Annotated in this window: 6 protein-coding genes; all 6 read left to right on the top strand. The window is 70.7% G+C overall.

The features are described 5' to 3' along the window. On the top strand, positions 1-4,038 hold a 4,038-nt coding region (locus AC099J_RS28370), incomplete at its 5' end, for a beta strand repeat-containing protein (RefSeq protein ID WP_479618666.1). Between the two features lie 13 nt (positions 4,039-4,051). Beyond that, positions 4,052-5,875 (top strand): efflux RND transporter periplasmic adaptor subunit, encoded by a 1,824-nt coding sequence (locus tag AC099J_RS28375; protein WP_479618667.1) that lies wholly within the window; start codon positions 4,052-4,054, stop codon positions 5,873-5,875. Positions 5,876-5,891: 16 nt separating this feature from the next. Further along, on the top strand, positions 5,892-8,051 hold the full coding sequence (locus AC099J_RS28380) for a PqqD family peptide modification chaperone (protein WP_479618668.1): 2,160 nt from the start codon (positions 5,892-5,894) through the stop codon (positions 8,049-8,051). Positions 8,052-8,624: 573 nt separating this feature from the next. After that, on the top strand, positions 8,625-10,595 hold the full coding sequence (locus tag AC099J_RS28385; protein ID WP_479618669.1) for a preprotein translocase subunit SecA: 1,971 nt from the start codon (positions 8,625-8,627) through the stop codon (positions 10,593-10,595). Beyond that, complete coding sequence (locus AC099J_RS28390) at positions 10,592-11,395, top strand: efflux RND transporter periplasmic adaptor subunit (protein ID WP_479618670.1); 804 nt, start codon at positions 10,592-10,594, stop codon at positions 11,393-11,395. Before AC099J_RS28385 ends, AC099J_RS28390 begins: the two co-directional genes overlap by 4 nt. 279 nt (positions 11,396-11,674) lie before the next feature. Beyond that, complete coding sequence (locus tag AC099J_RS28395; RefSeq protein WP_479618671.1) at positions 11,675-12,538, top strand: DUF5131 family protein; 864 nt, start codon at positions 11,675-11,677, stop codon at positions 12,536-12,538. Positions 12,539-12,547: the final 9 nt, after the last annotated feature.

The raw sequence follows: 12,547 nt of genomic DNA on the forward strand, positions 1-12,547 counted from the left end.
CGCATCGACCCGTCCACCGGCGCCATCGCCCAGACCATCACGATGACGACGGCCATGGGGCCCTTCGACTCGGCGTATGGCTATGGTGGCCTGCAGGTCGCGCCTGCCGCCTTCAGCATGGGCGGGGTCAACGTGCCGGCCGGCAGCCTGTTGCTGCTCAACGGCTACGGCAACAACCACGCCACGGCGCTGAACCCGGCGACCGGCGCCATCATTGCGCAGCTGGACCTGGCGGGCAGCTACCTGACCTCGGGCGTGTTCGATGCGGCCAGCGGGCGCATCTTTGCCACCACGCAGGACAACAAGCTGTCCGAGTTCAACGCGGCCACCGGCGCGCTGGTGCAGGGCTTCGATCTGCCCTTCACCGTGAGCGCCCACACCGGCATGGCGATCGACCCGGCCGGCGCCGGGCTGTGGATCGGCTCGCAAGGCAGCACCACCAACGTGGTGCTGGTGAACCGCCAGGGCGTGGAGATTCGACGCGTCGATCTGGCCAGCCAGGGCATCACCAATGGCGAGATCTCCGGCCTGGCGTTCATGGCCGACGGCACGCTGCGCGTGGCGTCCAACCAGGGCACGGTGCACCAGGTGACGCTGGCGCCCGCAGTGGCGGTGCAGCCCGCGACCCTGGCAAGCATCACCGCGCTGGCCACCGATGGCACGCCGGCGCAGGCGGCCGTGGCCTCGGCCAATGTGGGCCAGCTGGTGGTGCTGAACGGCACCAACTTCAACGCCGGCACGCGCGTGCTGTTCGAGGTGCGCAACGCCGATGGATCGACCGGCCAGGTGGCCGTCGATCCGCTGGCCATCAACGATGCCGGCACCCGGCTGCAGGTGCTGGTGCCCGATCTGGCAACCACCGGGAACGTGCGCGTGGTCCAGAGTTCGGGCAACCCCAGCGCCGGCGTGCGGCTGCAGATCGTGCCGCTGCTGACGGGCATCACCGGACGCACCGGCGAGAACAGCCAGTTCACGCTGAGCGGCTCGGGCTTCATGGATGGCGGCACCACCTTGACGGTGGGCGGCGTGGCCTTTGTCGACAGCTCGGGCCACACCGGGCCGTTGGACGTGAGCGGCGTGCGCAACGGCACGCTGACAGCGGTGGCGCCGCGCACGCTGGACGGGCCGATCCGCATCACCACCGAGGGTGGCACGGCGCAGTTCACGCCAACCTTCGCCAACCAGCCGCTGACGCTGTTCACGGGCATCAATGCCAGCGCCGGCTCGGCAGCGCCCGTCAACAACGCGCTGCCCTCGGCCAACACGGCAGAGGCCATCGTGCTGCAGGGCCAGGGCTTCACCAGCAACACGCTGGTGCAGTTCCAGGGTCGCGACGACAACGGCGTGGTCGGCACGCTGACGCGCACCGGCACGGCCAGCAGCGACGGCCGCACGCTCAGCGTGATGGTTCCGGCGCTGGCCACCACCGGCAACGTGACGGTGCTGGGCAGTGGCGCCAGCATCGCGCTGCAGGTGGTGCCGCTGATCCGCTCGGTGGGCGGCACCGTGGGCGCGGGCAACGTGATGGTGCTGGAGGGCATTGGCTTGTCGGCCGCCGACCTGGTGATCACGGTGGGCGGTCAGACCGTCGGCAGCTACAGCCTGCGCACCGTGATCGACAGCACCGGCGCCACGCGCGACCAGCAGCTGATCACGCTGACCGTGCCTGCGGGCGTGGTGGGCAATGAGATCACCGTGCGCACCTCGGGTGGCAATGCGGCCGTGCGCACCGGCATCGCCATCGCCAACCAGGGCACGCAGACGCCGACCAGCGAGCCGGGCGACACGCAGGCCGGCGCGGCCAACCTGGGCCTGGCGCGCGATGCGCGGCTGGTGGTCAACGCCAGCGTGGGCGACGGCGCGCAAGGGCAGCGCGACGTGGACATGTACCAGGTGAACCTGGGCGCCCGCGTGATGCTGCGCCTGAACATGGCGACGCAGACCTACGGCCATGTGCGCATCTTCGACGCGGCCGGCACGCAGGTGGCGACGCGGGCCTTCAGCCCGAACGATGCGGGCCTGCTGGAGTTCACCGCGCCGAGCGCTGGTACCTACACCATCGGCGTGAGCGGCTGGGGCAACACGACCTACGACCCGGCCACCGCCGGCAGCGGCACGGCCTCGCCCTACACCGGGGCCTACAGCCTGAGCCTGGAGGCGCAGAGCCTGGGCAGCATCCGGCTGTCGTCGATCCAGGCGACGGCCGGCAGCGGCACGCCGGGCCAGACGGCGGTGGCCTCGGCCAACCCGGGCCAGGCCATCACCCTGCGCGGCGTCGGCCTGGTCAGCGGCGACCGTGTGTTGTTCACGGTGGTCGACGCGGCAGGCGCCATCGACCAGCTGCTGGTGGTGCCCACCAGCGTGGACGTGGCGGCGCAGACCATCACGGTCGCCGTGCCGGACACCGCCATGATCGGCCGCGTGCGGCTGGAGCGCGACACCAACGGCCTGTTGCTGCAGATCGTGCCGCGCGTGACGGACGTGCAGGTGCAGTCGGTGGCCGGTGACGGCAGCACGGCGGTGGTGGTGCTGTCGGGCTTCGGCTTCCTCGATGGTGGTGACAGCCTGTACCGCTTCGGCAGCGAGACGGTGCGCGACGCCAGCACCGGCGCGACGCCGGACGTGCAGGGCCGCAGCGACACAGTGCTGAACCGCTTCATCGCCAACGGCCAGGTGACGCTGACGGTGCCGCTGTCCAACGGCGCGTTCGGCGGCATCAGCGTGCAGACAGCGGGTGGCACGAGTGCGCTGTTCAGCACCAACCTGGCCAGCATCACCAGTGTGGCCGCCAGCGGCACGCCGGCCAGTGCGGCCCAGGCCTCGGCCAACGCCGGGCAGACCATCGGGCTGAACGGCAACGGGCTGAGTACTGCGACCGACGTGCTGATCCGCTACACGGACTACCAGGGCAACCCGGCCATGGTGCGCGTGAGCCCCACCAGCGCCGCGAGCGACGGCACCAGCGCCACGCTGGTGCTGCCGGGCCAGGTGAACGGGGCGTTCGGGCTGCAGGTGTTCGGATCGAGCAGCCAGCCACTGCTGCAGATCGTGCCGACGCTGTACGCGGTGTCGGAGAACGGCACGCTCAGCCTGGCGGGCAGCGGCTTCGTCGAAGGCGCCAGCACCTTCAACCTGCCCGGCGCGACGCTGGCCGACACGGTCATCAACACCGGGCCGGACATCACCTACGGCAACAGCCAGGGCGGCGTCTACACCGAGAACAACCTGGTCAACATCCCGCTGGCCAGCACGCCGCGCTACGGCCAGGGCAATGTGACGGTGAGCACGGCGGGTGGCACCTCTGCCGCGCTGGCGCTGAACGTGCTGCGCCCGGGCACCGACAGCGCGCCGGTCGGCTATTTGACCGACGTGGCGGTGGACCGCACCACCGGCACGACCTGGGTGCTGGACTATGGCGGCCCCGGGCACCTGCTGCGCATCGACCCGTCCACCGGGGCCATCGCCCAGACCATCACGATGACGACGGCCATGGGGCCCTACGACTCGGCGTATGGCTATGGTGGCCTGCAGGTGGTACCGAGCGCCTTCAGCCTGGGCGGAGTCAACGTGCCGGCCGGCAGCCTGCTGCTGATCAACGGCTACGGCAACAACCACGCCACGGCGCTGAACCCAGCCACCGGGGCCATCGTCGCGCAACTGGATCTGCCGGGCAGCTACCTGACCTCGGGCGTGTTCGACGCGGCCAGCGGCCTGATCTTCGCCACCACGAGTGACGACAAGCTGACCACCTTCAACGCCACCACCGGCGCTGTGGTGCAGACGTTCGACCTGCCGATCGGCGTGACCGGCCACACCGGCATGGCGATCGACCCGGCGACCGGCAACCTGTGGATCGGCTCCTCGGGCAGCGTCACCAGCGTGGTGTTGGTGAACCGCCAGGGTGTGGAGCAGCGCCGCGTGGACCTGGCCAGCCAGGGCATCACCAACGGCGAGATCTCGGGCCTGGCGTTCGGGGCCGACGGCGCGCTGCGCGTGTCGTCAACGCAGGGCACGGTGTACCGCGTGACCCTGGCCTGAACCGGAGCCGACCATGCAGCGTGACGCCCTGCCCCACGACGCGCCGCCGGCCACGGTGCCGGTGGCCGATGCCGCACTGGAACGCGCTGGCACCGCCGATGCCTGGCTCAAGCAGCTGCCGCAGTGGATGCCCGAGCTGCAGCGCGCCGCCATCTGGCAGCTCGATGCACAGGGCAAGCCGGTGGCGACCGCGCTGGCCGGCTTGCCCACACTGGCCGATGCGGCGCAGCTGCACCCGATCGCAGCGCCGGCCGGCCAGGCACCCGCGCGCGGGCCGGTGATCGCGCGGCACGACGGCGTGGCGCGCATCGACTTCCCGGTGCCGCTGGGCGGCGAGGCTGGCGTGCTGCTGGTCAGCCTGGCACTGGCCGACCTGCCTTCGCTGGACACACAGCGCCTGATGCGCCAGCTGCACTGGGGCGTGGCCTGGCTGCTGCGACTGGGCGACCTGCAGGCCACGCAGGCACTGACGACGCGGCTGGAGCGCGCCCGTTTCGTCATCGACGCCAACGCGCTGATGCTCGATCAACCCGAGCCGCGCGCCGCTGCACTGGCACTGGTGAACCGGCTGGCGCAGCATTTCGACGCCACGCTGGTGCAGCTGGGCCGGGTCGAGGGGCTGCAGACGCGGCTGTTCGTGCGCAGCAACACCGCCACCTTCGACGCCCGCACGCGGCTGACCGGCATGGCCGAGGCCGCCATGAACGAGGCCGTGGACGAGCGCGCGCTAATGCTGTGGCCACCGCAGGACGAGGAGAGCCTGCCGTGCGCGCCGCTGGCCGACTACGCCCATGCGCAGAAGGCCGGCGCGCTGGCGCTGCTGCCCCTGCTGCACCGTGGCGAGGTGACGGGCGTGCTGCTGCTGGAGCGCGACGCGCCCTTCAGCCCGGCCGAGGCTGAAGCGCTGCGCGTGGCGGCAGTCACCCTGGCGCCGGTGTTCGCGCTGCACGAGCAGGCCGCGCAGGGTGCCTGGCAGCGGCTGGGCGCGCAGACGCGCAGCGGCGTGCGCACGGCGACCGATGCCTCGCACCCGGCCATCAAGCTCGGCGTGCTGGCCGGCGCGCTGCTGCTGGCGGCCGCCGCGCTGGTGCCGGTGCCCGAGCGCGTGCGTGCGCAGGCCGCCATCGAGGGCGAGGTGCAGCGCGCCGCCGTGGCCCCGTTCGCCGGCTACGTGCGCGAGGCGCCGGTGCGTGCCGGCGACACCGTGGCCGCCGGCCAGCTGCTGGCCACGCTGGACGACAAGGACCTGCGGCTGGAGCGGATGCGGCTGGAATCCGATCTGGAAGTCACGCTGCGCAAGGAACGCGAAGCGATTGCCGCCGGCAACCGCGTGGAGAGCCGGCTGGCCGCCGCGCAGGGCGGCAGCGTGCGCGCGCAGCTCGACCTGGTGCTGGAGAAGCTGCAGCGCGTGCAGATCGTGGCGCCGTCGGCCGGCATCGTCATCAAGGGCGACCTGTCGCAGCAGATCGGCGCGCCGGTGGAACAGGGCAAGGTGCTGTTCGAGGTAGCACCGCTGGACGACTGGCGCGTGGTGCTGGAGGTGGACGAGCGCGACACGCCGCTGGTGCAGCTGGGCCAGACCGGCCGCATCGTGCTGACCACGCTGCCGGGCCAGGCCTTCGATTTCACGGTGCGCCGCGTGACGGCCGTGGCCACCGCCAAGGACGGGCGCAACTTCTTCCGCGTCGAGGCCAAGCTGGCCCAACCCGATGCGCGCCTGCGCCCCGGCCTGGAGGGCGTGGCCAAGGTCGACACCGGCGAAAGCCCAGCGCTGCAGGCGTGGACCCGGCACTTCCGGCAGTGGCTACGGGTGACCGTTTGGGAGTATTTGCCGTGAGCGCCGGGGTGTTGAAGTGAGCGTCGCCCTCCTCTCCGAGCAATGGCACCGCGTGGCCGGCCTGCGCCCGCGCGTTGTGCCGCATGCGCGCGTGCACCGGCAGGTGCAGCACGGCGAGGTGTGGCATGTGCTGGAGGACCTGGGCGGCGCGCGCCAACACCGGCTGAACGCGCCGGCCTACCGGCTGCTGCGCATGCTGGACGGGCGCACGACGCTGGAGCACATCTGGCAGCGCCTGTCGGCCGAGCCGCGCGAGGACACGCCCAGCCAGGACGACATCCTGCAACTCGTCGGCCAGCTCAATGCGCAGGACTTGCTGGTCGTCGATGCCTCGCCCGACGCCGCCGAGCTGCTGGTGCGCCAGCAGCGCCAGAAGAAGCAAAAGCGCAAGCAGAGCATGGGCAACCCCATGTCGATCAAGCTGCCACTGTGGGACCCGGACCGCTTCCTGCGCCGCCTGCTGGCCGTGACGCCGGCCGTCCCCGCTGCGCTGGTCTGGTGCGCGTGGCTGGCCGTGGTGGGCAGCGCGCTGGCGCTGGTGCCGGCCCACTGGCCCGACCTCAGCCGCAATTTCGGCGAGCAGATGTTGGCGGCCGACAACCTGCTGCTGGCCGCGCTGGTGTTTCCGCTGCTCAAGGTGGCGCACGAGCTGGCGCACGGCGCAGCGGTGGTGCGGCGCGGCGGCGAGGTGCACGAGATGGGGCTCATGCTGCTGGTGTTCTACCCCACGCCGTATGTGGAAGCCTCTGCCTCCAGCGCCTTCCCCAGCCGCTGGGCGCGTGTGGCGGTGGCCGGCGCCGGCATGGCGGCCGAGATCTTCATCGCGGCGCTGGCCTTCTTCGCCTGGCTGGCGATCGAACCGGGCTTCTGGCGCTCCGTTCTCTACAACGTGATGGTGCTGGGCGGCCTGTCGACCGTGCTGTTCAACGGCAACCCGCTGCTGCGCTTTGACGGCTATTTCATGCTGGCCGACACCATCGGCGTGCCGAACCTGGGGCAGCGCGCCAACGGCTTCTGGATGTTTTTGATCCGCCGCCTGGTGCTGGGCGCGCGCGGCGCCACGCTGCCACCGGCCAGCCGCTATGAGATGGGCTGGTTCCTCGCCTATGCGCCGCTGGCGCTGGTGTACCGGCTGCTGCTGAGCTTCGGCATCGCCTGGTTCGTGGCGCAGCAGTACTTCTTTGCAGGCGTGCTGCTGGCCGCGTGGACGCTGGCGGCCAGCATCGTCTGGCCGCTGGCCAAGGGCTTGCACGCGCTGTGCAGCTCACCCCAGTTCGCGGCCCGGCCCTGGCGCGCGTGGAGTGCCGTGGCCGGCCTGCTGGGCCTGGCGCTGGTGCTGTTGCTGGTGGTACCGCTGCCGCGCCACATTCGCGTGCAGGGTGTCGTCTGGTTGCCCGAGGAAGCGCTGCTGCGCGCCCGGGCCGATGGCTTCGTGCAGGCCATCACGGCCCCCGAGGGCACGGCCGTGCGGCCGGGCGACACGGTGCTGGCGACTACCAATGCCGACCTGCAGGCCCGCGTGCCCGAGCAGGCCAGCCGTGTGGCGCTGGCCCAGGCGCGGTTGGACGCAGCCCTGGTGCACCAGCCGGCACTGGCTGCGCGCCTGCAGGAGGAATTGCAGGCCGAGCAGGCCACGCTGCGCCGCGCCCAGGCCGACGTGGCCGACCTGCAACTGCGCGCCGGGCTGGCCGGCACGGTGCGGCTGGAGCAGGCGCAGGACCTGCCGGGCCGCTTCGTCAAGCGTGGCGATGTGGTGGGTCATGTGCTGGCCGAGGCCGGCAGTGGCAGCGTGCCGCGCGTGCGCGTGGCGCTGACGCAGGGCGAGGCCGAGCTGGACCTGGCCGCGCTGCAGTCGATCGAGATCCGTGTGGCCGGCCAAGTGCAGGACGCGCATGTGGGCCGCCTGACACGCAGCACACCGCAGGCCGGGCACGCATTGCCCAGCCCCGCACTGGGCGCCACCGGTGGCGGCCGCTTCGTCGTCGACCCGCGCGACGAGAGCGGTGCCACGGCGATGGAGACGGTGTTCCAGTTCGACATCGAGGCGCCGCAGGTGACCAGCCTGGGCGCCATCGGCACGCGCGTGTATGTGGCGCTGGAGCAGCCGGCCGAGCCGATCGGCCAGCGCTGGTGGCGGCATACGCGGCGGTTGTTTTTGTCTCACTTGAGTGTTTGAAATGCGACGACCTCGTTGGGATGGACGCAGGACGAGTGGCCAAGTTGGTCCGGGGTCGGAGAAGGCTGCAGGCCTCGACCAGGTGTCGGGGCGGGCACACACCCCGGAATGGGAGCGAGCTTGGGGGTGGAACCACGCCTCGGGGCGGGCCCACGCCGACGGTGTACTCCGCTCCGTGAATGTCCCCCGCCCAGGGCCGCAGGCGGCCCAGGGCTCCTCCTTTATTTCACTGCGCGAAGCACACCATCGTCGTGTTCCGTCAGCGCCGCGGGTGACTGGACAAGCGCTGAACCGTTCAGTCGCTCGGTACGACGCGCCATGGTCAGGGCCGAGGGTATCGGGTGGCCCCTGCAGCGAAATCAAGGAGGAGGGACGCGCCCTGCGCGGACCGGGGGACATTCGCGGAAGGGGCCACCCGGTGGCCTCGGCCCGCGCGCCAACCCGCGACGGCAGTGGGAGCATCACGTCCACTGATTCAACGGTCGCTGCTCTCTCGCCCGCGACGGGACTGGGCGCACGACACGCCCACGTTGCACTCGTTGCAGGTGGCACGCAGCGAAAGGGACAGCTCGGATGACATCCCTCGACCTGGCCCGCAGCGGCAGCGCCTACCCCGAGCGGGCCGACGCGCGCGAGAACACGGCCGACCGCTGGGCGCGCGCCTGCTGGCGTGTGCTGGAGCCGCTCGACCGCGAGGACCAGACGCTGCGCCGCCGCGTGCAACTGGCGGTGCAGCGGGCAGACGCCATGCGCGCCCTCGACGACGCCGCGCTGCTGCAGCTGCTGCGCCGCAGCGCCCGTCGTTGCTGGGCCGAGCCGGCCGAGCTGCCGGACGCGCTGGCTTCCGTGCGCGAGATGTGCCGGCGCAGCCTGCAGATGGAGCCCTACCCGGCCCAGCTGCTGGGCGCCGCCGGCCTGCTCAGAGGGCGCCTGGTGGAGATGGCGACCGGCGAGGGCAAATCGCTGACGGCCGCGCTGGCCGCTACGCTGGCCGCCTGCGCCGGCGTGCCGGTGCATGTGGTCACCGTCAACGACTACCTGGCCGAGCGCGACGCCGAGGAAATGGCGCCGCTGTATGCCCGGGCTCGGCTCGATGTGGGCTCGGTGCTGACCGGCATGTCGCTGGACGCACGGCGTGCGGCGTACGACAAGGCCATCACCTACTGCACCGGCAAGGAGCTGGTGTTCGACTACCTGAAGGACCGCGCCCGCTTCGGCGCCGACATCAGCGCGACGCGCCAGCAGCTGCGCGAGTGGGTGCACAGCGAGGTGGTGGAACACAGCCTGCTGCGCGGCCTGCACTTCGCCATCGTCGACGAGGCCGACAGCATCTTCATCGACGAGGCGCGCACGCCGCTGATCCTGGCCGTGAAGTCTGGCGCCGAGGGCGCGCCGCCGCACTTCGCGCAGGCGCTGCAGATCGCGCGCGGCCTGCTGGACGTGCAGCACTACCGCGTGGACGCGCGGCGCCGCGCACTGGCGCTGACCGCGCTGGGCCGCCAGCAGGTGCTGCGCGCCAGCCTGGCGCTGGGGGCCGAGATGGGCCCGGAATGGCAGCTGCGCGCCACGCGCGAGCATTGGGTGGTGCAGGCGCTGCGGGCGTTGCACCTGTTCGCGCGCGACCACCATTACGTGGTGCGCGAGGGCAAGGTCGAAATCGTCGACGAAAACACCGGCCGCGTGCTGGCCGGCCGCACCTGGGAACAAGGCTTGCACCAGATGATCGAGACCAAGGAGGGCTGCGCCCTCTCTGACCGCGCGCGCACCGTGTCGCGCATCACCTACCAGCGCTTCTTCGCGCGCTATCTGCGGCTGTCGGGCATGACTGGCACGGCGCGCGAGGTGCGTGGCGAGATCCGCGGCTGCTATGGCCTGCGCACGCTGGTCGTGCCGACGCACCGGCCGTCGGCACGCCGCCGCTGGCCCGACATCGTGCTGCCCGACACCGAGGCCAAATGGCAGCGCATCGCACAGGAAGTGCAGGCGCTGCTTGCGGCCGGCCGCGCGGTTCTGGTGGGCACGGGGTCGGTCGACGTGTCGGAGGAACTGTCGGCCGTGCTGCACACGCGCGGCATCGTGCATCGCGTGCTCAACGCGCAGCAGGACGCGGCCGAGGCCGAGCTGGTGCGCACCGCCGGCCTGCCCGGCACGGTGACGGTGGCCACCAACATGGCCGGGCGCGGCACCGACATCAAGCTGCCGGCCGACGTGCTGCGCGCGGGCGGGCTGCATGTGATCCTCAGCGAGCACCATGGGTCGAGCCGCGTCGACCGCCAGCTGTTCGGCCGCGCCGGGCGGCAGGGTGACGCCGGCAGTGCGCAGTGCATCGTGGCGTTCGACGATGCGCTGTTCCGCGAATTCACGCCGGCCCTGGCGGCTGTGGCGCGCGGCCTGCAGGGCGCGGGTGCGGGGCGGCTGGCATTGCGTGTGCTGCGCGGCCTGGCCCAGCGCGCGGCCGAGCGCCAGCACCGCGATGGGCGACGTGAGGCTCTGCGGCTGGACAACCAGCTGGCCGATCTGATGTCGATGTCGGGGCGGCTATGAGGCACGCCGCCATCGCCCTGCTGGCCACTGGCCTGCTGGCAACCGCCCCCCTGCGGGCCGAGGTCGCGCCTTGCCTGATCGAGCCGGCGCAAAAGCTGTCGATCCGCAGCACCGTCACCGCGCTGATCACCGACATCCCCGTTGACCGTGGCGCCACCGTGCGCAAGGGCCAGCCGCTGGTGCTGCTGGATGCGGGCGCAGAGAAGGCCGCGCTGGACTCGGCCCGCTACCGCGCCGTGATGCAGGGCAACGTGGCCGCGGCCGAGGCGCGCCTCTCGCACGCCAAGGACAAGCTGCGCCGGCGCGAGGAACTGGTGAAGGAAAAGTTTGTCTCCAGCCAGGACCGCGACGACGCGCTGGCCGAATCGCGCGTGGCCGAGGCCGACCTGCTGGAGGCGCGCGACAGCCGCGAGCTGGCCAAGCTGGAGGCGCATCGCCTGGCCGCAGAGCTGGGCCGGCGCACCATCGTGAGCCCGGTCGGCGGCGTGGTGATGGAGCGGCTGCAGAACCCCGGCGAGTTGGCCCAGTCAGGCGACAGCGCCAGCCCCATCCTGAAGCTGGCGCAGACCGACCCCGCGCGCGTAGAGATGGTGCTGCCGGTGGCGCTGCACGGACGCGTGAAGGTGGGCGACACGCTGGCGGTCAAACCCGAGGCGCCGTTCGGTGGGGAGTACCCCGCCAAGGTGCGGGTGGTCGACACGGTGATTGATTCGGCGAGCGGCACGTTTGGTGTGCGGCTGGAGTTGCCGAACCCTGCCGGCAAGGTGCCGCTGGGGGTGCGGTGCAGTGCGACGTTCTGAAGGCGAGGGATTGGCAAGCACGGCCAGTACCCGCTTTGCGCTCTGAACGGACATGTGCCGTCTTGGTCTCGCTGCCGTAGAGCTGCCTGTCGGAGCTGCGCACAGGCTCAATTGTAGGGCCCGAGTACGAGTGCGCATGTTGGCTGGCACACGTTGGAGCGATTGAGGTGCGTATTGGTCGGGGAGACCATGTGCGCCATAGGCTATTGAAGTCGGCACAGATCAGATCTGTATAAAAATACAGATCTCCAGGCTAGAATTTGCCTCAAGACAACGACCATGGGCAAAGACACACGCATTGAATGGACGCATCACACCTTCAATCCTTGGTGGGGGTGTGTTCGCGTTTCGGACGCGTGCGACCACTGCTACGCCGAGGTTTGGGCCAAGCGCTTGGGCGTTGATGTCTGGGGGGCTGCGGCCGAGCGGCGCTTCTTCAGTGATGCGCATTGGAAAGAGCCGCTGAAGTGGAACCGGGAGGCAATGGCAAGCGGAGCGCGGCAACGCGTGTTCTGCGCGTCGATGGCGGACGTCTTCGAGAACCGTAAAGATCTAGTCCCCCATCGCCTGCGGCTCTTCGAACTTATCGAGGCCACGCCGCATCTCGACTGGCTACTGCTGACCAAACGTATTCATCTCGTGCGTAAGCAGTTGCCCAAGGGCTACGAGTTGCCACGCAACGTTTGGCTTGGCGCTACTGTGGAGCACCAGGAGTCGGCGGACAAGCGTATCAAGTACCTGTTGGAGTTTGAGACGCCTGCTGTGCGCTTCCTGTCCTGCGAGCCGCTTTTGGGCCCCTTGGAACTGCGTCCGTGGTTGAAGACCGGACAGAAGGGTACCCGTGTGGACTGGGTCATCGCCGGCGGGGAATCGGGGCCGGGGTCGCGGCCCATGGATCCGCAATGGCCAGAGAATCTGCGGAAGCAATGCAACGCCGAAGGCGTGGCCTTCCACTTCAAGCAATGGGGACACTGGGCCCCGGTTGAGTTGGCTGGCGATGCGGTGACAGGCCGCACGCCGATCCACGTTGTCCGGCGGGACGGATCCGAGGTCAAGCTCGCGGGCGTCGGCAAAGGGAAGGCCGGCCGGTCGCTCAGCGGTCGCCACTGGGATCAATTTCCGAGCCCGAGTACACGCGTTTAGCATCGTTCG

The organism is Rhodoferax sp. RT4P68 (assembly GCF_056521305.1).

What these genes read in the sequence shown, in the direction of transcription:
- AC099J_RS28375 (WP_479618667.1), top strand. Translation starts at nt 4,052, where the DNA reads ATGCAGCGTGACGCCCTGCCCCACGACGCGCCGCCGGCCACGGTGCCG.
- AC099J_RS28385 (WP_479618669.1), top strand. Translation starts at nt 8,625, where the DNA reads ATGACATCCCTCGACCTGGCCCGCAGCGGCAGCGCCTACCCCGAGCGG.
- AC099J_RS28390 (WP_479618670.1), top strand. Translation starts at nt 10,592, where the DNA reads ATGAGGCACGCCGCCATCGCCCTGCTGGCCACTGGCCTGCTGGCAACC.
- AC099J_RS28395 (WP_479618671.1), top strand. Translation starts at nt 11,675, where the DNA reads ATGGGCAAAGACACACGCATTGAATGGACGCATCACACCTTCAATCCT.